This window comes from Streptomyces roseifaciens, from assembly GCF_001445655.1.
In the GTDB taxonomy this organism is placed as follows: Bacteria; Actinomycetota; Actinomycetes; order Streptomycetales; family Streptomycetaceae; genus Streptomyces; species Streptomyces aureoversilis.
Window position 1 is genome coordinate 234,706 of record NZ_LNBE01000003.1, and the last position, 21,123, is coordinate 255,828.

Consider the following 21,123-nt stretch of genomic DNA (forward strand, 5'->3'; position numbering starts at 1 on the left):
CGGGCTGCGGCGCGCGACGCCCCGGGGCGGGCGCGGCACGGGCCGCCGCCCGTACGGGCGGCTCCCGCTCGCCACTGCGCAGGGGCGGCGGCATGCTGGCCGCATGAGTACGCAGCACTGGGGCGACGACTACGCGCACGGTGCGCCGCCGCGCGTCCGCCACCGGGGGCACCGGAAGTGGCCGTGGGTGCTGCTCGCCGCCGTGCTCCTGCTGGCCGCCGGGTGCGCGGCGATCGTCGTCGTGCTCGCCGGGCAGAGCGAAACGGTCCGGGTGCGGTACGAAGTCACCGGCGATGCGAAGGGCGTGTCCATCGCGTACAGCACCTGGCGGGACGGGGCCGTCGTGACGCAGAAGGAGGCCCCCCGGGACCTGCCCTGGCGCAAGGAACTGGAGACGACGGAGTTCGAGAAGGGCGGCCTGCTGGCCGTCACGACCGGGAAGGGCGGCGGTACGGTCACCTGCTCGGTGACGGTGGACGACCGCCGGCCGTGGACCGCCACGGCGTCCGGCCGGGAGGCGACGGCGACCTGCAGCGGCTTCTGATCCCCTCGCCCCCTCCTTCCGCTCATGGCAGCATCGCGATCCCGTCCAGTTCCACCAGCGCCGCCTCGTCCCACAGGCGCACCGCGCCGATGACGGCCATCGCCGGGTAGTCCCGCCCGGCCAGCCGCCGCCAGATGCCGCCCAGTTCCCGGGCGTGCGCGCGGTAGGCGGCGACGTCGGTGGCGTAGACGGTGACGCGCGCGAGGTGCTGCGGCCCGCCGCCCGCGGCGCGGAGGGCGGCGAGCAGATTGCCCAGGGCCCGCTCGAACTGCTCCGGCAGCCCGCCGGGCACGATCCGGCCGGCGCCGTCGAGGGCGGTCTGCCCCGCCAGGAGGACGAGCCGGCTCCCGGTTGCGGTGACGGCGTGGGAGAAGCCGGTGGGCGGGGAGAGCTCCGGCGGGTTGATCCGGCGCACGTCGGCGCCCCCGGCCCCGTCGGCGCCCCCGCCTCCATCGGCGCTTCCGGCCTCGCGGGTGTCCGCGCCTCCCGCCGTCTCGTGGGTGTTCACCGGTACAGCTCCTTCGCGATGATCGTGCGCTGGACCTCGCTCGCGCCCTCGTAGATCCGCGGCGCGCGCACCTCCCGGTACAGGTGCTCCAGCAGGTGCCCCCGGCGCAGCGCGCGGGCGCCGTGGAGCTGCACGGACGCGTCCACGACGTACTGCGCGGTCTCGGTGGCGAACAGCTTGGCCATCGCCGAGCGGGCCGCGATGCCGGGCTCGCCCGCGTCGTACGCCGCGGCCGCCGCGTACACCAGCAGCGCCGCGGCCTCCGTGCGGGTGGCCATCTCGGCGAGCTGGTGGGAGACGGCCTGCAGGTCCTTCAGGGGGCCGCCGAACGCGCGCCGCTCCCCGGCGTGGGCGACGGCGGCCGCGAGCGCGGCCCGGGCCATGCCGACGGCGAAGGCCCCCACGCTCGGCCGGAAGAGGTCGAGCGTGCGCATGGCGACGCGGAAGCCGCCGCCCGGCACCCCGAGGACGTCCCCGGCGCCGACCGGCACGCCGTCGAACGTCAGCGTGCCGATGGGGTGCGGGCTGAGCATGTCCAGGCTGCGGCCGGACAGTCCCGCGCTGTCGCCGGGTACGAGGAACGCCGTCACGCCCCGCGAGCCGGGCGCCTGCCCCGTACGGGCGAAGACGGTGTAGACGTCGGCCTCGGGGGCGTTGGAGATCCACGTCTTCTCGCCCGAGAGGCGCCAGCCGTCCCCGGCGCCGGACGGGTCCGGCTCGGCGCACAGCTCCAGCGCCGCCGCGTCGGACCCGGCGGCCGGCTCGCTCAGCGCGAACGCGGCCACCGCCCGGCCCGCGACCACCTCCGGCATCCAGCGGGCGCGCTGCCGGGCGGTCCCGGACTGCACGACGGGGTAGGCGCCGAGCCCCTGCAGGGCGAGCGCGGTCTCGGCCTCCGTGCACTCCCGCGCGAGGGACTCCCGCAGCAGGCACAGGTCCGTCGCGCGCACCGGCCCGTCGGCGGGGAAGAGCCGGGCCAGCAGGCCGAGTTCGCCGAGGGCGGCGACGAGGGGCCGGTCGACGCGGCCCGGCTCGCCGCCGGCCGCGAGCGGGCGCAGCCGCTCCGCCGCGAGGGTGCGCAGGTCTTCGCACCAGGCGCGCTGCTGCGGGTGGAGGGCGAACGGGGTGACCATGGGCGGCCCCTTCGTGATATCGCGCTGTGTTGACTGCCGTCACCAAGTCGCTACGCTGACAGCGGATCCGCACGGCTGGCAAGACCCCCGTTCACCTCCATGTCACCGGCGCGAGGGGGCGCATCAGCGATGGCAGCGACCGAGCTTCAGCCGTCGGCCCACGTCGACACCTTCCCGCGCGACCACCTCCCGCCCGCCGGCCACTGGCCCGGCCTGCCGTACAAGAGCGGCGCCCTGCCGGCCTACCCGCCCCGCCTCAACTGCGGCAGCGAACTCCTCGACGCCACCGTGGCCCGGCTGGGCCCGGACCGCCCCGCCGTGCACGACGACACCGGCTGCCGGTGGACCTACGGCCAACTCGCCGCCCACGTCGACCGCATAGCCCACACCCTCACCGGCGACCTCGGCGTGGTCCCCGGCAACCGCGTCCTGCTGCGCGGCCCCACCACCCCCTGGCTCGCCGCCTGCTGGCTCGCCGTGATGAAGGCCGGAGCCGTCGCCGTCACCGTCCTGGCCGCCCAGCGCCCGCACGAACTCGCCACGATCTGCGAACTGGCCCGCATACGGCACGCCTTGTGCGACGCCCGCTCGCTCGACGGCCTCGACGCCCTCGCGCAGGCCCCGGAACCCCTGCGCATCACCCCGTACGGCGGGGACACCCCCGGCGACCTGCTGCGCCTGGCCGCGGACAAACCCTCATCGTATGCGGCGGTGGACACCTCCGCGGACGACGTCGCCCTCATCGCCTTCACCTCCGGCACCACCGGACGCCCCAAGGGCTGCATGCACTTCCACCGCGACGTGCTCGCCATAGCCGACACCTTCTCGGCACACGTCCTGCGGCCGCGCCCCGACGACGTCTTCGCCGGCAGCCCGCCCCTGGGCTTCACCTTCGGCCTCGGCGGCCTGGTGATCTTCCCCCTGCGGGCGGGCGCCGCCACCCTGCTGACCGACTGGCGCGGCCCCGAGCACCTCCTCGCCGACATCCGGCGCCACCGCGTCTCCGTGCTCTTCACCGCCCCCACCGCCTACCGCTCGATGCTGGAGACCCTGGAGCAGCCCGGCCCGCACGACGTCTCGTCGCTGCGCCGCTGCGTCTCCGCGGGCGAACACCTGCCCGCGGCCCTCTGGCACGCCTGGCGGCAGGCCACCGGGCTGCGCGTCATCAACGGCATCGGCGCGACCGAGATGCTGCACATCTTCATCTCCGCCGCCGACGACGCGATCCGCCCCGGCACCACCGGCCTGCCCGTCCCCGGCTACGAGGCGCGCGTCGTCGGCCCCGACGGCCGGACGGTGCCGGACGGCGAACCCGGCCTGCTGGCCGTGCGCGGCCCCACCGGCTGCCGCTACCTCTCCGACGCACGGCAGCGCGAGTACGTGCGCGACGGCTGGAACCTCACCGGGGACACCTACGTCCGCGAGCCCGGCGGCCACTTCCGCTACGTCGCCCGCGCCGACGACATGATCATCTCGGCCGGCTACAACATCGCCGGCCCGGAGGTGGAAGAGGCCCTGCTGCGCCACCCCGACGTCCTGGAAGCGGCCGTCGTCGGGCGACCCGACGAGCGGCGCGGCGAGATCGTCGTGGCCCACGTGGTGCTCCGGGCGGGGGTTCCGCGCACCGCGGAAACGGCGGCGGCGCTGCGGGAGTTCACCAAAAAGGAGATCGTTCCCTACAAGTGCCCTCGCGAGATCGAGTTCCCGGAGGCCCTTCCCCGCACGCCCACCGGCAAATTGCAGCGCTTCCGGCTGCGTCACGGCGCTTTACAGTTTCCCCGTGACTGACCAGCAACCACTCCATACTCCTCGGTCCCTCATCGTCACTTTCTACGGCGCGTACGGCCGCGGGGGCGCCCGCCATACGGGCGGCCGGCCCGTACCGATCGCGGCCCTGATCCGGTTGCTGGGTGCCGTCGGCGTGGACTCGCCCTCGGTGCGGTCGGCCGTCTCGCGCCTCAAACGACGCGGCCTGCTCGTCGCGGACCGCACGCCCGACGGGGCCGCGGGCTACGGCCTCTCGGAAGCCGCACGGCAGCTCCTCGACGACGGCGACCGGCGCATCTACGGCCGGGCCTCCACGCGGACGGCCGGCGGCTGGCTGCTGGCCGTGTTCTCCGTACCCGAGGAGGAGCGGCACAAGCGGCACCTGCTGCGCTCGCGGCTGGCCCGGCTCGGCTTCGGGACCGCCGCCCCCGGCGTGTGGATCGCTCCCGCGCACGTCCACGACGAGACGCGGCACACCCTCGAACGGCTCGGACTGGCCTCCTACGTCGACCTGTTCAGGGGCTCCCACCTCGGCTTCGAACCGACCGCCGAAGCCGTGGGCCGCTGGTGGGACCTCGAATCCCTCGCCGCGCAGCACCACGCCTTCCTGACCGCCCACGAACCCGTGCTGCGGCGCTGGGCGCGGCGCCGGGTGGTGCCGCCACGCGACGCCTACCGCGACTACCTCCTCGCGCTGGACTCGTGGCGGCACCTGCCGTACGCGGACCCCGGCCTGCCGGGCGGCTTGCTGCCGGCCGACTGGCCCGGGGTGCGGGCGGCGCGGGTGTTCGGTGCGCTGCATTCTCGGCTGCGGGAGGCGGGGGCGCGGTTCGTGGCGGGGGAGCTGGCCTGACGGCCGGCCCACAGGAATCGAGGGGGCTCAGAAGAAAACAGAGCCGTCCGGCGATTGAGGACCGGGGTCCGGGGCGGAGCCCCGTGCAACGGCGGGGTCACCCGGCAGCGTCGCTAAGCCCCGCGCCCGGTCGGCGGCCTCCGGCTCCCGGCCCGGTACGGCGCAGGCCACGACACCCCCGGCCCCGCGTACTCCTGTTCGGCCGCCGCGTGCAGCGTCCAGTGCGGGTCGTACAGGTGCGGCCGGCCGAGTGCGCAGAGGTCGGCGCGGCCCGCCAGGATCAGGGAGTTGACGTCGTCCCAGGAGGAGATGGCGCCCACCGCGATCACGGGGACGCCCGCCTCGTGGCGGATGCGGTCGGCGAAGGGCGTCTGGTACGAGCGGCCGAACGCGGGCCGCTCGTCGGCGACGACCTGGCCGGTGGAGACGTCGAGCGCGTCGGCCCCGTGGGCGGCGAAGGCGCGCGCGACGGCGACGGCGTCCTCCGCGGTGGTGCCGCCGTCGGCCCAGTCGGTGGCGGAGATCCGTACGGTCATGGGCCGGTCGGCGGGCCACACGGCCCGGACGGCGTCGAAGACCTCCAGGGGGTAGCGCAGCCGCCCGTCGAGATCGCCACCGTAGGCGTCGTCGCGGCGGTTGGTCAGGGGGGAGAGGAAGCCGGACAGCAGGTAGCCGTGGGCGCAGTGGAGTTCGAGGAGGTCGAACCCGGCGCGGGAGGCGGCCTGCGCGGACCGTACGAACTGATCGCGTACGGCACGCATTTCGGCGACCGACAGGGCGCGCGGGGTCTGGTTGACGCCGGCCCGGTACGGCAGCGCCGACGGCGCGACCAGCGGCCAGTTCCCCTCCGGGAGCGGCTGGTCGATGCCCTCCCACATACGGCGCGTGGAGCCCTTGCGTCCCGCGTGCCCCAGCTGGAGGCCGATCGCCGTGCCCGGCGCCCGGTCGTGCACGAAGCCGGTGATGCGGCGCCACGCCCGCTCGTGTTCCGGGGCGTACATCCCCGAGCAGCCGGGCGTGATCCGGCCCTCTTCGCTCACGCAGACCATTTCGGCCATGACGAGCCCGGCTCCGCCGAGGGCGCGCGCGCCGAGGTGGACGAGGTGGAAGTCGCCGGGGGTGCCGTCGGCCGCGGAGTACATGTCCATGGGGGAGACGACGACCCGGTTGCGCAGGGTCAGGCCGCGCAGCCGGAAGGGGGTGAACATGGGCGGCGTGCCGGGCGGGACGCCGGCCTCGTCCTCCACGGAGGCGACGAAGTCCGCGTCGCGCAGGCGCAGGTTGGCGTGGGTGACGCGGCGGCTGCGGGTGAGGAGGTTGAAGGCGAACCGGCGCGGGGGCTGGTCCACGTGCACGGCGAGGTCCTCGAACCACTCCAGGCTGGCGCGGGCGGCACGCTGGGTGGAGGCGACGGCCGGGCGCCGCTCGTCCTCGTAGGCGGCGAGCGCCGCTGGCACGTCGGGGTGCCGCTCCAGGGCCTGTGCGAGGGCGAGGGCGTCCTCGACGGCGAGCTTGGTGCCGGAGCCGATGGAGAAGTGGGCGGTGTGGGCGGCGTCGCCGAGGAGGACCGTACGGCCGTGGTGCCAGTGCCCGTTGACGACCGTGCGGAAGGCGGTCCAGGCGGAGTGGTTGGAGCGCAGGGGGCGGCCGCCGAGGGCGTCGGCGAAGTACTTGCCGCAGGCCTCCAGCGTGGCGTCCTCGTCGGCGCGGTCGAGGCCCGCGCGGCGCCAGACCTCCTCGCGCATCTCGACGACGACGGTGCTGGCGTCGTGCCGGTACGGGTAGCCGTGGAGCTGCATCAGGCCGTGCTCGGTCTCGGCGATCTCGAAGCGGAAGGCGTCGAAGGCGAAGTCGGCGGAGAGCCAGATGTAGCGGCAGCGGTGGGTGGTGAGGGTGGGCCGGAAGCGTTCCGCGTGGGCTTCGCGCGTGCGGCTGTGGACGCCGTCGGCGGCGATGACGAGGTCGTGGGTGCGGGCGAGCTCCTCGGCGGGCGGCGCCTCCGTGCGGAAGCGGAGCCGGACGCCGAGCGCGTGGCAGCGCTCGTGGAGGATCTCCAGGAGCCGGCGGCGGCCGAGGGCGGCGAAGCCGTGGCCCCCGGAGCGCAGCGCGGTGCCGCGGTGGACGACGTCGATGTCGTCCCAGCGGACGAACTCGCGGCGCAGGGCGGCGTAGACCTCCGGGTCGGCGCTCTCGATGCCGCCGAGGGTCTCGTCGGAGAGGACCACGCCGAAGCCGAAGGTGTCGTCGGGGGCGTTGCGTTCCCAGAGGGTGACCTCGCGCTCCGGGGCGAGACGTTTCAGCAGGGCCGCGGCGTAGAGGCCGCCCGGCCCGCCGCCGATGACGGCGACCCGCGCGGCGGCGCCCGTCATCGCCCCCGCCACTTCGGGGTCCGCTTCTCGGTGAACGCGGCGTGGAACTCGGCGTAGTCGGCGCTGTTCATGAGCAGGGCCTGGGTGGCGGCGTCGAGCTCGACGGCGGCCGCGAGGGGCATGTCGAGCTCGGCGGTGAGCAAGGCCTTGGTCTGGGCGTGGGCGAGGGCGGGCCCGTCGGCGAGACGGCGGGCGAGGGCCTGTGCCGCGTCGGCGGCCCGCCCTTCGTCGGTCAGCTGGCTGATCAGGCCGATGCGTTCGGCCTCGGCGGCGCGTACGGGCTCGCCGAGCATCAGCAGCCGGGTGGCGTGCCCGAGGCCGACGACGCGGGGGAGCAGGTAGGCGGCGCCCATGTCGCCGCCGGAGAGCCCGACCCGGGTGAAGAGGAACGCGAAGCGGGCGGTCGGGTCGGCGACGCGGAAGTCGGCGGCGAGCGCGAGGACCGCCCCGGCGCCCGCGGCGACCCCGTGCACGGCGGCGACGACCGGGAAGGGGCACTCGCGCAGGGCCCGTACGGTCTGCCCGGTCATCCGGTTGAAGTCCAGGAGCTGCCCGGTGTCCATGGCCAGGGTCGCGCCGATGATCTCGTCGACGTCGCCGCCGGAGCAGAACCCGCGGCCCTCGCCGCCGAGCACGAGGGCGCGCACGGAGCCGTCGCGGGCCAGCTCGGGCAGGAGGTCGCGCAGGTCGGCGTAGGCGCCGAAGGTGAGGGCGTTGAGCTTGTCCGGGCGGGCGAGGGTGACGGTCGCGACGCCCGCGTCGAGGGTGAGGCGCAGGTGCCGCCACTCCTCGGTACGGGACGCGGAGCCGGTGAACGGACTCATGGAGCGCGGCCTCCTTCAGCCGGGGGGCTGGTGCGTGCCTGCGCTGTGAAGTTATCACCGGTGCGTGACTGTCGTCACGAGTGCGCGATAGAAGGGGAGTTGCCCCGGACGGCCGGCCGCCGACCGCCCGGGGCGACTGCGCCGTCAGCCGGCCAGCGTCGCCACCAGCACCGCCTTGATCGTGTGCATCCGGTTCTCGGCCTGGTCGAAGACGACGGAGTGCTGCGACTCGAAGACCTCGTCGGTGACCTCCAGGGAGGTCAGCCCGTGCCGCTCGTGGATCTCGCGGGCGACCGAGGTCTCCAGGTCGTGGAAGGCGGGCAGGCAGTGCAGGAACTTCACCGCCGGATTGCCCGTCGCGCGCAGCACGTCCATGGTGACGGCGTACGGCGCGAGCAGGGCGATGCGGGCGTCCCACACCTCCTTGGGCTCGCCCATCGACACCCATACGTCGGTGGCGACGAAGTCCGCGCCCTTCACGCCCTCGGCGACGTCCGGGGTGAGGGTGATCCGCGCCCCGCTCGTCTCGGCGAGCCGCCGCGCCATCGCGATGACGTCCGCGTCGGGCCACAGCTCCTCAGGGGCCACGATGCGCACGTCCATGCCGAGGAGCGCGCCGGTGACGAGGTAGGAGTTGCCCATGTTGTAGCGGGCGTCGCCGAGGTAGGCGAAGGCGACGTGGTCCAGGGACTTGGCGGTGTGCTCGGACATGGTGAGGACGTCGGCGAGCATCTGGGTGGGGTGCCACTCGTCCGTCAGGCCGTTGTAGACGGGCACCCCGGCGTGCTCGGCCAGCTCCTCCACGACGTCCTGGCCGTGGCCCCGGTACTCGATGGCGTCGAACATGCGGCCGAGCACGCGTGCCGTGTCCCTGACCGACTCCTTGTGCCCGATCTGGGAGCCCGCCGGGTCGAGGTAGGTCGTGCGGGCCCCCTGGTCGCCCGCGGCGACCTCGAAGGCGCAGCGGGTGCGCGTCGAGGTCTTCTCGAAGATCAGGGCGATGTGCCGGCCGAGGAGCCGCTGCTCCTCGGTGCCGGTCTGCCGCGCGGCCTTGAGCTCGGCCGCGAGCTCGACGAGGCTGTGGAACTCCTCGGCGGTGAAGTCCGTCTCCTTGAGGAAGTGACGGCCCTTGAGGTCTGTCGTCATGGGGATGGACTCCTAGCTGGCTCTGGCTCGCGGGGCTCACGACTGCGGAAAGATGGAATTCTATACACGCTTCCGCATTGCTATGCAATCAGATGTGCGAAGGACCACCCGGGGCGGAGGCGGCGGAGGGCACCGCGACCGGGCTCGGGACGGGCGGTCCGGCGGGCGGCCCGGACACCGGATCCCGCTCGATCGGACAGCTCATGCAGCGCGGCCCGCCCCGCCCCCGGCCCAGCTCGCTGCCCGGGATGGTGATCACTTCGATGCCGTTCTTGCGCAGGTGGGTGTTGGTCGTCACGTTGCGCTCGTAGGCCACCACCACGCCCGGCTCGATGGCCAGCACGTTGCAGCCGTCGTCCCACTGCTCCCGCTCCGCCGAGTGCACGTCCTGCGTCGCGGTCAGCACCCGCACCGAGTCCAGGCCGAGGGCCGCGGCGATCGCCCGGTGCATGTGCTCCGGCGGGTGGTCGGTGACCTTCAGCTCGCGCTCGCCCGTGCCCGGCTCGATCGTGTACGAGCGGAGCATCCCCAGCCCGGCGTACTGGGTGAAGGTGTCCCCGTCCACCATGGTCATCACGGTGTCCAGGTGCATGAACGCGCGCCGCTTGGGCATGTCCAGCGCCACGATCGTGCGGGCCGATCCGGCGGCGAAGAGCCGGTGGGCGAGCATCTCCACCGCCTGCGGGGTGGTCCGCTCGCTCATCCCGATCAGCACGGCGCCCTCGCCGATGACGAGCACGTCGCCGCCCTCGATCGTGGACGGGTAGGCGGCCTGGCCCTCGGACCAGACGTGGAAGCCGCCGCCCGAGAAGAGCGGGTGGTAGCGGTAGAGGGCCTCGTAGTGCACGGTCTCGTGCCAACGCGCGGGCCAGCGCATCGCGTTGACGCACACCCCGTCGTAGACCCAGGCGGAGGTGTCCCGGGTGAACAGGTGGTTGGGCAGCGGGTTGATGAGGAAGTCGTCCAGCTCCATGGCGTGGAAGCGCACGGAGACCGGCTCGCTCCAGCGCTCCAGGAACTCGCGCTTGGTCATCCCGCCGACCAGCCACTCGCCCAGCTCCGCCGCCGGCAGCCGCTCGAACGCGGCCCGCAGGTGGCCGGTGGCCAGCGGTCCGTACTCCTTCTCGTCGAAGACCCGGTCCAGGACCAGCGCCCGGGCCTCCGGCACCGTCAGGCTCTCCTCCAGCAGGTCCTGGAAGAAGTGCACCTCGACCCCGCGCTCGCGCAGCACGTCCGCGAAGCCGTCGTGCTCGGCGCGGGCCCGCCGCACCCAGAGCACGTCGTCGAAGAGGAGAGCGTCCTTGTTGGAGGGCGTGAGCCGCTTCAGTTCCAGGCCGGGGCGGTGCAGTATGACGCGGCGCAGCCGCCCGGCCTCGGAATCGACATGGAATCCCATCCCCCCATCCTGTCCCGGATCACTCGTGATGACCCGGTTCACCACGGCGAAACGTCCACCGGCGGTTCGCCGTGGCCCCTGACGGGAGGGGGGAAGGGGGGATGGTGAGGGCCCGCGGGGTCAGATGTCGCGGAAGATCTCGATCTGGGCGCCGATCGAGTTGAGGCGCTCCGCCAGGTCCTCGTAACCGCGGTTGATGACATACACGTTGCGCAGGACCGACGTGCCCTCGGCGGCCATCATGGCCAGCAGGACGACCACGGCGGGGCGCAGGGCCGGCGGGCACATCATCTCCGCCGAGCGCCAGCGGGTCGGGCCCTCGACGAGGACGCGGTGCGGGTCGAGGAGCTTGACGTCCGCGCCGAGGCGGTTGAGGTCGGTGAGGTAGATGGCGCGGTTGTCGTAGACCCAGTCGTGGATGAGGGTCTGGCCCTGGGCGGCCGCGGCGATGGCCGCGAAGAAGGGCACGTTGTCGATGTTGAGGCCCGGGAACGGCATGGGGTGGATCTTGTCGATCGGGGCCCGGAGCTTGGAGGGGCGGACGGTCAGGTCCAGCAGGCGCGTGCGGCCGTTGTTCGCCGGGTACTCGGGGCTGCGCTCGTGGTCGAGGCCCATCTCCTCCAGGACCGCGAGCTCGATCTCCAGGAACTCCACCGGTACGCGCCGGATGGTCAGTTCGGACTCGGTGACGACGGCGGCGGCCAGCAGGCTCATGGCCTCCACCGGGTCCTCGGACGGGGCGTAGTCCACGTCGCGGTCGATGGTGGCGACGCCGTGCACGGTGAGGGTGGTCGTGCCGATGCCCTCGACGCGCACGCCGAGCTCCTCCAGGAAGAAGCACAGGTCCTGGACCATGTAGTTCGAACTGGCGTTCCGGATGACGGTCACGCCGTCGTGCCGGGCGGCCGCCAGGAGGGCGTTCTCGGTGACGGTGTCCCCGCGCTCGGTCAGCACAATCGCCCGGGTGGGTGCGACCGAACGGTCGACCTGTGCGTGGTACGTGCCGTCGGTCGCGGTGACCTCCAGGCCGAAGTGGCGCAGGGCCGTCATGTGGGGCTGGACGGTGCGGGTGCCGAGGTCGCAGCCGCCCGCGTACGGAATCTTGAAGTGGTCCATGCGGTGCAGCAGTGGGCCCAGGAACATGATGACGCTGCGCGTCCGGCGGGCGGCCTCGGTGTCCATGGCGGCCAGGTTGAGCTCCGCGGGCGGCACGATCTCCAGGTCGTTGCCGTCGTTGATCCAGCGGGTCCGGACGCCGATGCTGCCCAGCACCTCCAGGATCCGGTAGACCTCCTCGATCCGGGCGACCCGGCGCAGGGTCGTGCGGCCGGCGTTGAGCAGGGTGGCGCAGAGCAGCGCGACACACGCGTTCTTGCTGGTCTTGACGTCGATGGAACCGGAGAGCCGGCGTCCGCCGACCACCCTGAGGTGCATGGGCCCCGCGTAACCGAGGGAGACGATTTCGCTGTCCAGCGCCTCACCGATCCTGGCGATCATATCAAGGCTGATGTTCTGATTTCCTCGCTCAATGCGGTTCACGGCGCTCTGGCTGGTGCCAAGGGCCTCCGCGAGCTGCGACTGGGTCCAGCCTCGGTGCTGACGGGCATCGCGGATCAGCTTGCCGATACGGGCGAGGTATGCGTCTGTCATGCCGTAGACGTTATCTCACATATGAGATTTCATCCGCATGGCGGTTCTGGCCATTGGTTGTTCTATTACGATGCGTACAACTCGGAGGTGCCCCGGAGGTGCCATGACTGTGACCCTGCGCCCGGTGAGCGGCCTTCGTGCGCCCCTCGTCGTGGCCGCCGCCCATCTGCTGGCCTGCGTCGCCTTCCTGACGGTCTTTCTGGTACGCCGCGACGGCCTGCCCGACCCCGTCGCCACGCACTTCTCGGGCTCCGGCGGCGCCGACGGGTTCACCGCGCTCGGCTCCTTCCCCTACCAGGCGCTCGGCCTCCTGCTCGTACCGGCGCTCCTCTTCGGCGGACTTGTGTACGCGACGCGCGGCGCGCGGGTGCTCGTCGCCCTCGGCTGCGGCGTCGCGGGGTTCCTCGGCGCCGTCACCGTCTGCGTCGTCCTCGGCAACGCCCGCGCGGAAACGGCCGGTCAGGCGCACCTCACCCCGGGGGCGTTCGGCGCCGCCGCGTTCGTCGCCGCCGTGGCCGCGGGCATCGGCGCCCTCGCCGGAGGGCGCGGCGCCCCGGCGCCGGCACCGGCAAAGGCGGCCGCCGCCGTGCCCCGCCTCGACCTCCGCGAGGGCGAGAGCGCGATCTGGACCCGGAGCGCGGGCTCGCGCCCCCTGCTCGCCGGCGGCGGGGCGCTCCTGGCCGCCGGCGCCGTCCTCACCCCGCTCGCCGGCTGGGCCGCGGGCGCCGGCCTGATGGCCGGCGGAGCCGTGCTGTGCGCCTGCTTCGGCGTCCGCGTCACCGTCGACCGGCACGGACTCACCGTCAACGTGCTCGGCCTGCCCCGCCCCCGCGTCCGCATTCCGCTCGACCGGATAGAGGAGGCCGTCCACCGCGACGTCGACCCGCTGCGCGACCTCGGCGGCTGGGGCTACCGCGCCGTCCCCGGCCGCAGCGGCTTCGCCCTGCGGTCCGGCGACGCCGTGGTGGCCCGCCTGACGACCGGCAGCGAATTCGTCGTCACGGTCGACGACGCCGCCACCGCCGCCGCGCTCCTCAACGCCCTGACCGAGCGCGCCCGCACGACGAACGGCGGCGGCTGACATGCTCTTCCGCCTCGACCACGGCTCCCCGGTGCCCCTCGGCGACCAGATCGCCGCCTCCGCACGCGGCGCCATAGCGGACGCCACCGTACGCCCGGGCGAACGCCTCCCCGCCGCCCGCGCCCTCGCCGACTCCCTCGGCGTCAACGTCCACACCGTCCTGCGCGGCTACCAGCAGCTGCGCGAGGAGGGCCTCATCGAACTCCGGCGGGGCCGCGGCGCGGTCGTCACGGCCGACCCCGCCGCCCCCGGCCGCGCCCGCCTGACCGACGTCGTCCGCACCCTCATCGCGGACGCCCGCGCCCTGGGCCTGACGGACGAGGAGATCGTCGACACCGTGCGGGGCGGGCTGGCGGCGCGGTAGGCCCGCCCGGGCGCGCGGCCGACGGGCGCGCGCCCGCGGAGGGATCCCCCACCCGCAGCCCGCGATCCGCCCCCTGCCATGATCGAACACAGGGCGGCCGGGGGTGCCGCCGCAGGGGGAGGTCGCCTCATGGGCGCTCGGGTCAGTTCCTTCGCCGACGACGCCGCGCGGGCGCGGATACTCGGTGCCTACGACGCGGCCATGGCCTTCTGGCCGGAGCCGCGGGGCCGGCAGGACGTCGCGACGTCCTTCGGGAGCACCCGCGTCCACACCTACGGCGGCGGCCCGGGCACGCCGGTCGTCCTGCTGCACGGCCAGAGCGCGACCCCCGCCGAATGGGCGCCGCACGTGGCCGCGCTCGGCGAGGGCCGCCCCGTGCTGGCCGTCGACCGGGTCGGCGAGCCGGGGTACAGCACGCAGAGCGCCCCCATCGCCACGGCGGAGGAGACCGCGAGCTGGCTGGAAGAGGTCCTTGCGGGCCTCGGCCTGGAGCGGGCGCACCTGGTCGGTCACTCGTACGGCGGCTGGGTCGCCCTCAATCACGCGGCCCGCAAGCCCGCCCGCGTGGCCTCGGTCGCCGCCTACGATCCGCCCCGCGCCCTGGCCCCGCTGCGGGCGGGCTTCGTCCTGGGCGCCGTCGCCTCGATGCTGAGCGGTTCGGAGAAGTTCCAGCGCCGCTGGTTCACCGCGCTCATCGGTGACACGGGTGCGGACCCCGAGGAGGCCGAGGCGCAGACGCACCTGTCGCTGGAGGCCATGCGCGGCTTCCGCGTACGCCTGCTGCCGCCGCAGCGCATGAGCGACGAGGAATTGCGCTCCGTGACCGCCCCCGCCCTGATCCTGCTCGGCGGGGCGGACCGGGTCATGGACTCGGAGCGTGCCCGGGAGCGGGCGGGCCGCCTGATCCCGGACGTGCGGGCGGAGATCGTGCCCGGTGCCGGGCACGGCATTCCGGTGAAGGCGCTGAACAGGCGCGTGCCGGAGTTCTGGCGCGAGGTGGAGGCCGCGCCGGGCGGGCAGGCGTGAGGAGGCGGGCACCGGCCGCGGAGGGTGCGGGCCCGCCAGGACATGACCGTTCCCCGGCGATGTACTAGAGTTATCTCGACATCGAGATATCTGCCGAGAGGCGTACCGCTGTCGCGCCAGTAAGGCATGCCTAACTAAGGCACACCTTATCGGATCGGCGGGACCGTGGGGCGGCAGGATGGCCGCAGTACGCGAATTCATGCATGAAGGAGACTGTCGTGTCGGCGAACAGCTTCGACGCCCGCAGCACGCTGCAGGTGGGCGACGAGTCGTACGAGATCTTCCGGCTGGACAAGGTCGAGGGCTCCGCACGCCTTCCCTACAGCCTGAAGGTGCTGCTGGAGAACCTGCTCCGCACGGAGGACGGCGCGAACATCACCGCCGACCACATCCGTGCGCTGGGCAACTGGGACTCGCAGGCCCAGCCCAGCCAGGAGATCCAGTTCACGCCGGCCCGCGTGATCATGCAGGACTTCACCGGCGTCCCCTGCGTCGTCGACCTCGCCACCATGCGTGAGGCCGTCAAGGAGCTCGGCGGCGACCCGGCGAAGATCAACCCGCTGGCCCCGGCCGAGCTGGTCATCGACCACTCCGTCATCGCCGACAAGTTCGGCACGAAGGACGCCTTCGGCCAGAACGTCGAGCTGGAGTACGGCCGCAACAAGGAGCGCTACCAGTTCCTGCGCTGGGGCCAGACCGCCTTCGACGAGTTCAAGGTCGTCCCCCCGGGCACCGGCATCGTCCACCAGGTGAACATCGAGCACCTGGCCCGTACGGTCATGGTCCGAGGCGGCCAGGCCTACCCGGACACCCTCGTCGGCACCGACTCGCACACCACCATGGTCAACGGCCTCGGCGTGCTGGGCTGGGGCGTCGGCGGCATCGAGGCCGAGGCCGCGATGCTCGGCCAGCCGGTCTCCATGCTCATCCCGCGCGTCGTCGGCTTCAAGCTGACCGGTGAGCTCCCGGCCGGCACCACCGCCACCGACCTCGTCCTCACGATCACCGAGATGCTGCGCAAGCACGGCGTCGTCGGCAAGTTCGTCGAGTTCTACGGCGAGGGCGTCGCCGCCACCTCGCTGGCCAACCGCGCCACCATCGGCAACATGTCGCCGGAGTTCGGCTCCACCGCCGCGATGTTCCCGATCGACGGCGAGACGCTGAAGTACCTCAAGCTCACCGGCCGCTCCGAGCAGCAGGTCGCGCTGGTCGAGGCGTACGCCAAGGAGCAGGGCCTGTGGCTGGACCCGGCCGCCGAGCCGGACTTCTCCGAGAAGCTGGAGCTGGACCTGTCGACGGTCGTCCCGTCGATCGCCGGCCCGAAGCGCCCGCAGGACCGCATCGTCCTCGCCGAGGCCAAGGCCCAGTTCGAGCGTGACGTCCTCAACTACGTCTCCACCGCCGACGAGGCGGGCGAGGAGTCCTTCCCGGCCTCCGACTCCCCGGCCGCCGCGAACGGCGTGCCCAGCCGCCCGACCACGGTCACGGCCCCCGACGGCACGACGTACGAGATCGACCACGGCGCCGTCACCGTCGCCGCGATCACCTCCTGCACCAACACCTCGAACCCCTACGTCATGGTCGCCGCGGCGCTCGTGGCCAAGAAGGCGGTCGAGAAGGGCCTGACCCGCAAGCCGTGGGTCAAGACCACCCTCGCCCCGGGTTCCAAGGTCGTCACCGACTACTTCGACAAGGCGGGCCTGACCCCCTACCTCGACAAGGTCGGCTTCAACCTCGTCGGCTACGGCTGCACCACCTGCATCGGCAACTCCGGCCCGCTGCCGGAGGAGGTCTCCAAGGCGGTCAACGAGCACGACCTCGCGGTCACGTCCGTCCTGTCGGGCAACCGCAACTTCGAGGGTCGCATCAACCCCGACGTCAAGATGAACTACCTGGCCTCCCCGCCGCTGGTCGTCGCGTACGCCATCGCGGGCTCCATGAAGGTGGACATCACCAAGGACGCCCTGGGCACCGACCAGGACGGCAACCCGGTCTTCCTCAAGGACATCTGGCCGTCCGAGGCCGAGGTCAACGACGTCGTGGCCAACGCCATCGGCGAGGACATGTTCAACAAGTCCTACCAGGACGTCTTCGCGGGCGACGCCCAGTGGCAGGCGCTGCCGATCCCGACCGGCAACACCTTCGAGTGGGACACCGAGTCCACCTACGTCCGCAAGCCCCCTTACTTCGAGGGCATGACGATGGAGACCACCCCGGTCTCCGACATCGCCGGCGCCCGCGTCCTGGCGAAGCTGGGCGACTCGGTCACCACCGACCACATCTCCCCGGCCGGTGCCATCAAGGCCGACACCCCGGCCGGCAAGTACCTCACGGAGCACGGCGTCGAGCGTCGCGACTTCAACAGCTACGGCTCGCGCCGCGGCAACCACGAGGTCATGATCCGCGGCACGTTCGCCAACATCCGCCTGCGCAACCAGATCGCGCCGGGCACCGAGGGCGGCTTCACCCGCGACTTCACCAAGGCCGACGCGCCGGTGTCGTTCATCTACGACGCCTCGCGCAACTACATCGAGCAGGGCATCCCGCTGGTCGTCCTGGCCGGCAAGGAGTACGGCTCGGGCTCGTCCCGCGACTGGGCCGCCAAGGGCACCGCGCTCCTCGGCGTCAAGGCCGTCATCGCCGAGTCCTACGAGCGCATCCACCGCTCGAACCTCATCGGCATGGGCGTCCTGCCGCTGCAGTTCCCCGAGGGTGCCTCGGCCGAGTCGCTGGGCCTGACCGGCGAGGAGACCTTCACCTTCACCGGTGTGACCGAGCTCAACGAGGGCCGCACGCCCCGCACGGTCAAGGTCACCACCGACACGGGCGTGGAGTTCGACGCGGTCGTCCGCATCGACACCCCCGGTGAGGCCGACTACTACCGCAACGGCGGCATCATGCAGTACGTGCTGCGCTCGCTGATCCGCAAGTAAGCGGTTCCGGCGCCACAGCCGAGCGGTTCAGGGCCGCACCCCGTCTCGTACGGGGTGCGGCCCTGCCGCGTTCCGGGGCCCGCAACTCGCGTGCGCCCTCGGCCCGGTACGCGCGTTCGGCCCCCGCACTCTCACGGGGCAAACCCTAACTCGACCGGGTGATAGGGGTGTTGGCGAAGTGTCGGACATTCCGCTCCTGGTTAACCTCCCGCGGGGATCGACGCCGGGCCGATGTCGTCCCCTAGGGAGGGAACAACCATGGGATCCGCCGTCACTTTCGGGGAGCTCGAACGCCTTTCGGGCGAGGAGCTCCCCCCGCGGCTCGTACTGTCGAGCGTGTTGTCGGCGGGGACCGACCAGCCGGTCTACCCGGCGATGGTGAAGACCGACCACGGCACGACGGTCGCCTACGCCTGCCAGTACCGGCAGAACGCGGGAAGTCCTCCGCTCCTCGTCTTCCTGGGACTCGCCTCCCAGGACCCCGGCTATACGACGACGTGCATTCCCGCGGCCATCTCCACCCGTTGAGCACTGATCCGCAATCCGTAATCAGAGAAGGGGAATGGAATGGACAACGCCATCAGCTTCGAGGAACTCGAGGGCGTCGCGGGCGAGCTCCTGCCCGAGCGCACGGTCATGGGCATCGTGGCCGCCCCGCTCGCGTACGGCCCCGCCGGGGACGGCGACGGCGGTGCCGGCGCCGGTGCCGGCAGCTCCAGCAGCAGCGCCGCGACGGCCTCGGGCGGCGGCGTCTACGCTCCGCCGGCCTCCGACCACGGCACGACCATGCTGTCGGCCTGCCAGTCCGTGGACCGGCAGCAGCCGGCCGGCCTGCTGAGCTCGCTCAGCCTGCACTCGCAGAACCCGGCCACCGGTCTCCACTGCGTCCCGGCAGCCGTCTCCAGCCACTGACATACGGCCCGTACGCACCAGGGGAAGGGCCGGCCGGAAGCGTCCGGTCCTTCCCCGCCCTCTGTCCCCTTACGGAGAGCGCAGAATGACACTGCCCGCGCTGGTGGCCGGTACGGAACTGGTCGGCGAGTTCGAGGACTCCGGCTACCGCGAGCCGCCGCACCTGGTCTGCCGCCCCGACGGGCAGATCGTCCGGCTCCCCCCTCTGCTGTACCAGGTCGCGCGGGCGCTGGACGGCCGGCCCGTCGCGCTGGTGGCCGAGCAGCTCAGCCGGGAGACGGGGCGGCAGTTCACCGCGGAACACGTCGTCTACGTCATCGACAAGAAGCTCGCCCCGCTCGGCATCACGACCTACAGCGACGGCTCGCCGCCCCCGCCCGCGCAGAAGAGCGACCCGTTCCTCGCCTTCCGGTTCCGCCTGGCGGTCCTGCCGGAGCGCGCCACGTGGTTCCTGGCCGGGCTGTTCGCCTGGCTGTTCCGGCCGCTGCTGGTCCTGCTCGCCCTGGGCGCCTTCGCCTTCGGCGAGGTCTGGCTGTGGATGACCCAGGACACGGGTGCCGCGCTGCAGTCCGTGCTCTCCTCCCCGGCCGACGTCCTCCTCGTCGTCCTCCTGGCCGTCGCCTCCTGTGTGTTCCACGAGATGGGCCACGGGGCGGCCTGCCGCTACGGCGGCGTGCGGCCCGGTGCGATGGGCTGCGGCATCTATCTGGTGTGGCCCGCCTTCTACACCGACATCACCAGTTCGTACCGGCTCGGCCGGGCCGGGCGCATCCGCGCGGACCTGGGCGGCGTCTACTTCAACGCCCTGTTCGTGCTGGGCCTGCTGGGGCTGTACGAGGTGACCGGGAGCCCGCTCCTGCTGGTGGCGATCTTCTCCGTGCACGTGGAGATGGTCCAGCAGCTGCTGCCGACGCTGCGGTTCGACGGCTACTACATCGTGGCCGATCTCGTCGGGATCCCCGACCTGTTCAAGTACATCGCACCGATCCTGAAGCGGGTCGTCCTCCGCCGCCCGGAGGACGAGCGCCTGAAGGCGCTGAAGCGGTGGCCGCAGATCGTGGTCGCGGCGTGGGTCCTGTTCCTGGTGCCCGCCCTCACGCTGCAGCTGGCCATGGTGCTGGCCAACCTGCCGCAGCTGCTCCGTACGGACTGGCAGACGATCACGCTGCTGGCCGGGCACGTGGGAGCCGACGGCTTCCCGGTGCTGGGCCTGATCGCGGCAGCCGTGCAGGTCGTCCTGCTCACGCTGCCGGTGGCAGGCCTGACGCTGGTGCTGTGGAGGCCGGTGCGGTCGCTCTTCCGGCTGGCCCTCGGGGCGCTGCGGGGCTGAAGCGCATGCGGGGGCCCGGGGTTGATCACCTAGGATCGAGAGGATTCGAACTCCTGGGGGAATGTGTGACCTTGAGACTCCGCTCCGTCGTGGCGGCGGCCGCGGCCGCCCTCGCCATCGGCCTCGCCGTCCCGCCGGGCGCGGCAGTGGCCGCGGACAGTGCCCCCGCGGGCACCGCTCCCGCAGCCGCCGCCCCCGCCGGGCTGGACGCCGAGGCCCTGCAGGCGGCCCTGGACAAGCTGACCGCGGCCGGTGCGCCCGCGGCCCTCGCCGAGGTGCGGGTCGGGGACCGGAGCTGGTCCGGTGCCAGCGGGGTGCGGGACGTACGGACCAAGCAGTCCGCCCGCCCCGGCGACCGCTACCGCGTAGCCAGCGTGACCAAGTCGATGGTCGCGACCGTCGTCATGCAACTCGCCGACGAGGGCCGGCTGAAGCTCGACGACCCGGTCTCGAAGCACCTGCCGGGCGTGCTCCCCTACAAGGAGCCCATCACGCTGCGGCAGTTGCTCAACCACACCAGCGGCATCCCGGACTACCTCGACGACCTGTACCCGACCGGCTCGCTCGAGGAGCACCGGAAGAACCGGTTCCGGTACTTCGCTCCGCAGACCGTGATCAGGAACGCGGTCAAGAAGCCGCTCGCGGACCCGGCGAGCCCGGACCTGCCCTACTCCAACACCAACTACGCACTGCTCGGCCTGGTGGTGGAGAAGGTCACCGGCAAGTCGCTCGGCACCGAACTGACGCGCCGGGTGTTCCGGCCCGCCGGAATGCGCGACACCTCGTACCCGACCGTGAACCCGTTCCTGAGTGGGCCGCACGTGCACGGATACATCAAGCCGGAGAGCGGGCCGCTCTTCGACGCCACGGACTACACCCCGTCGGTGTGGGGCGCCGCGGCCGCCGTCGTGTCGACCAGCGCCGACCTCAACCGGTTCTTCCGCGCACTGTCCGACGGCACGCTGCTCTCCCCGGCCGGGCTGGCCGAGATGCGCAAGCAGGACGGCAAGTACCCGTACTACACGCAGGGCCTGATGCCCGGCGGCGACCTGTGTCCCGCCAAGCCCGGCGAGCTGCTGTGGGGCAACCGGGGCAACGGCTTCGGCTACCGGTCCATGACCTTCAGCTCCCCGGACGGCCGTCGTCAGGTGAGCTTCGGCTGGACGGTGAGCGTGCCGGGCGTGAGCGGTCCGCCGGCCGTGGAGAAGGCCTGGCAGGAGTTCCTGCTCGCCGCCCTCGGCGCCACGTGCGGCCGCGGCTGAGAGACGGGCTGAGAGACGGGCTGAG

At 72.7% G+C, this 21,123-nt stretch carries 18 protein-coding genes; 11 read left to right on the plus strand and 7 right to left on the minus strand.

The window, feature by feature from the left end; translation table 11 throughout:
- Positions 1 to 103 precede the first annotated feature (103 nt).
- Positions 104 to 544 carry a hypothetical protein gene (locus AS857_RS07090; RefSeq protein ID WP_058042291.1) on the plus strand — a complete coding sequence of 147 codons (441 nt, stop codon included), beginning with the start codon at positions 104 to 106 and terminating at the stop codon, positions 542 to 544.
- 22 nt (positions 545 to 566) lie between these two features.
- On the opposite strand, the gene AS857_RS07095 is transcribed toward AS857_RS07090, so the two are convergent.
- On the minus strand, positions 567 to 959 hold the full coding sequence (locus AS857_RS07095; RefSeq protein WP_058043963.1) for a RidA family protein: 393 nt from the start codon (positions 957 to 959) through the stop codon (positions 567 to 569).
- A gap of 89 nt (positions 960 to 1,048) precedes the next feature.
- Positions 1,049 to 2,185, minus strand: coding sequence for an acyl-CoA dehydrogenase family protein (locus AS857_RS07100; protein WP_058042292.1), 1,137 nt, complete (start codon positions 2,183 to 2,185; stop codon positions 1,049 to 1,051).
- A 129-nt stretch (positions 2,186 to 2,314) separates the two neighbouring features.
- On the opposite strand from AS857_RS07100, the gene AS857_RS07105 reads away from it, so the two are divergent.
- Together AS857_RS07105 and AS857_RS07110 are read left to right on the plus strand one after the other, a co-directional pair.
- Positions 2,315 to 3,973: an AMP-binding protein gene (locus tag AS857_RS07105; RefSeq protein ID WP_058042293.1), complete on the plus strand. Its 1,659-nt coding sequence runs from the start codon at positions 2,315 to 2,317 to the stop codon at positions 3,971 to 3,973.
- A complete protein-coding gene (locus AS857_RS07110; RefSeq protein ID WP_058042294.1) occupies positions 3,966 to 4,805 on the plus strand; it encodes a PaaX family transcriptional regulator in 840 nt (279 codons plus the stop codon). The genes AS857_RS07105 and AS857_RS07110 overlap by 8 nt, the downstream gene beginning before the upstream one ends.
- Positions 4,806 to 4,918: 113 nt before the next feature.
- Here the strand turns inward: AS857_RS07110 and AS857_RS07115 are convergent, their stop codons facing one another.
- The 5 genes from AS857_RS07115 to AS857_RS07135 form a co-directional block, all read right to left on the minus strand.
- Entirely contained in the window at positions 4,919 to 7,174 is a 2,256-nt protein-coding gene (locus tag AS857_RS07115; protein WP_058043964.1) for a bifunctional salicylyl-CoA 5-hydroxylase/oxidoreductase, read from the minus strand.
- Positions 7,171 to 7,998 carry an enoyl-CoA hydratase family protein gene (locus AS857_RS07120; RefSeq protein WP_058042295.1) on the minus strand — a complete coding sequence of 276 codons (828 nt, stop codon included), beginning with the start codon at positions 7,996 to 7,998 and terminating at the stop codon, positions 7,171 to 7,173. The genes AS857_RS07115 and AS857_RS07120 overlap by 4 nt, the downstream gene beginning before the upstream one ends.
- Before the next feature lie 144 nt (positions 7,999 to 8,142).
- Complete coding sequence (gene argF / locus AS857_RS07125; RefSeq protein ID WP_058042296.1) at positions 8,143 to 9,144, minus strand: ornithine carbamoyltransferase; 1,002 nt, start codon at positions 9,142 to 9,144, stop codon at positions 8,143 to 8,145.
- A gap of 88 nt (positions 9,145 to 9,232) precedes the next feature.
- Positions 9,233 to 10,540, minus strand: a complete 1,308-nt coding sequence (locus tag AS857_RS07130; protein WP_245699658.1) for an arginine deiminase — start codon at positions 10,538 to 10,540, stop codon at positions 9,233 to 9,235.
- Positions 10,541 to 10,660: 120 nt separating this feature from the next.
- Complete coding sequence (locus AS857_RS07135) at positions 10,661 to 12,190, minus strand: helix-turn-helix domain-containing protein (protein WP_058042297.1); 1,530 nt, start codon at positions 12,188 to 12,190, stop codon at positions 10,661 to 10,663.
- 103 nt (positions 12,191 to 12,293) lie between these two features.
- On the opposite strand from AS857_RS07135, the gene AS857_RS07140 reads away from it, so the two are divergent.
- The 8 genes from AS857_RS07140 to AS857_RS07175 all read left to right on the plus strand — a co-directional run bounded on the left by AS857_RS07140 (position 12,294) and on the right by AS857_RS07175 (position 21,098).
- The gene (locus AS857_RS07140) at positions 12,294 to 13,271 is read left to right on the plus strand and encodes a hypothetical protein (RefSeq protein ID WP_058042298.1); all 978 of its coding nucleotides are present in this window, start codon (positions 12,294 to 12,296) and stop codon (positions 13,269 to 13,271) included.
- A 1-nt stretch (position 13,272) separates the two neighbouring features.
- Entirely contained in the window at positions 13,273 to 13,635 is a 363-nt protein-coding gene (locus AS857_RS07145; protein WP_058042299.1) for a GntR family transcriptional regulator, read from the plus strand.
- A 129-nt stretch (positions 13,636 to 13,764) separates the two neighbouring features.
- On the plus strand, positions 13,765 to 14,661 hold the full coding sequence (locus tag AS857_RS07150) for an alpha/beta fold hydrolase (RefSeq protein ID WP_058042300.1): 897 nt from the start codon (positions 13,765 to 13,767) through the stop codon (positions 14,659 to 14,661).
- A 218-nt stretch (positions 14,662 to 14,879) separates the two neighbouring features.
- Positions 14,880 to 17,594, plus strand: coding sequence for an aconitate hydratase AcnA (acnA, locus tag AS857_RS07155; protein WP_058042301.1), 2,715 nt, complete (start codon positions 14,880 to 14,882; stop codon positions 17,592 to 17,594).
- 258 nt (positions 17,595 to 17,852) lie between these two features.
- Positions 17,853 to 18,122, plus strand: a complete 270-nt coding sequence (locus AS857_RS07160; protein ID WP_058042302.1) for a hypothetical protein — start codon at positions 17,853 to 17,855, stop codon at positions 18,120 to 18,122.
- A 39-nt stretch (positions 18,123 to 18,161) separates the two neighbouring features.
- Positions 18,162 to 18,506 (plus strand): hypothetical protein, encoded by a 345-nt coding sequence (locus tag AS857_RS07165; protein ID WP_058042303.1) that lies wholly within the window; start codon positions 18,162 to 18,164, stop codon positions 18,504 to 18,506.
- Between the two features lie 85 nt (positions 18,507 to 18,591).
- A complete protein-coding gene (locus AS857_RS07170) occupies positions 18,592 to 19,836 on the plus strand; it encodes a zinc metalloprotease (protein WP_058042304.1) in 1,245 nt (414 codons plus the stop codon).
- A gap of 65 nt (positions 19,837 to 19,901) precedes the next feature.
- Positions 19,902 to 21,098 carry a serine hydrolase domain-containing protein gene (locus AS857_RS07175; protein WP_216823956.1) on the plus strand — a complete coding sequence of 399 codons (1,197 nt, stop codon included), beginning with the start codon at positions 19,902 to 19,904 and terminating at the stop codon, positions 21,096 to 21,098.
- Positions 21,099 to 21,123: the final 25 nt, after the last annotated feature.

Bases quoted from the DNA above. Each gene is read 5' to 3' on its own strand.
- AS857_RS07160 (WP_058042302.1), top strand. From the start codon at position 17,853: ATGGGATCCGCCGTCACTTTCGGGGAGCTCGAACGCCTTTCGGGCGAG.
- AS857_RS07100 (WP_058042292.1), bottom strand. From the start codon at position 2,185: ATGGTCACCCCGTTCGCCCTCCACCCGCAGCAGCGCGCCTGGTGCGAA.
- AS857_RS07130 (WP_245699658.1), bottom strand. From the start codon at position 10,540: ATGGGATTCCATGTCGATTCCGAGGCCGGGCGGCTGCGCCGCGTCATA.
- AS857_RS07165 (WP_058042303.1), top strand. From the start codon at position 18,162: ATGGACAACGCCATCAGCTTCGAGGAACTCGAGGGCGTCGCGGGCGAG.
- AS857_RS07090 (WP_058042291.1), top strand. From the start codon at position 104: ATGAGTACGCAGCACTGGGGCGACGACTACGCGCACGGTGCGCCGCCG.
- AS857_RS07120 (WP_058042295.1), bottom strand. From the start codon at position 7,998: ATGAGTCCGTTCACCGGCTCCGCGTCCCGTACCGAGGAGTGGCGGCAC.
- AS857_RS07170 (WP_058042304.1), top strand. From the start codon at position 18,592: ATGACACTGCCCGCGCTGGTGGCCGGTACGGAACTGGTCGGCGAGTTC.
- AS857_RS07150 (WP_058042300.1), top strand. From the start codon at position 13,765: ATGGGCGCTCGGGTCAGTTCCTTCGCCGACGACGCCGCGCGGGCGCGG.
- AS857_RS07135 (WP_058042297.1), bottom strand. From the start codon at position 12,190: ATGACAGACGCATACCTCGCCCGTATCGGCAAGCTGATCCGCGATGCC.
- AS857_RS07105 (WP_058042293.1), top strand. From the start codon at position 2,315: ATGGCAGCGACCGAGCTTCAGCCGTCGGCCCACGTCGACACCTTCCCG.
- AS857_RS07140 (WP_058042298.1), top strand. From the start codon at position 12,294: ATGACTGTGACCCTGCGCCCGGTGAGCGGCCTTCGTGCGCCCCTCGTC.
- AS857_RS07145 (WP_058042299.1), top strand. From the start codon at position 13,273: ATGCTCTTCCGCCTCGACCACGGCTCCCCGGTGCCCCTCGGCGACCAG.
- argF (WP_058042296.1), bottom strand. From the start codon at position 9,144: ATGACGACAGACCTCAAGGGCCGTCACTTCCTCAAGGAGACGGACTTC.
- AS857_RS07115 (WP_058043964.1), bottom strand. From the start codon at position 7,174: ATGACGGGCGCCGCCGCGCGGGTCGCCGTCATCGGCGGCGGGCCGGGC.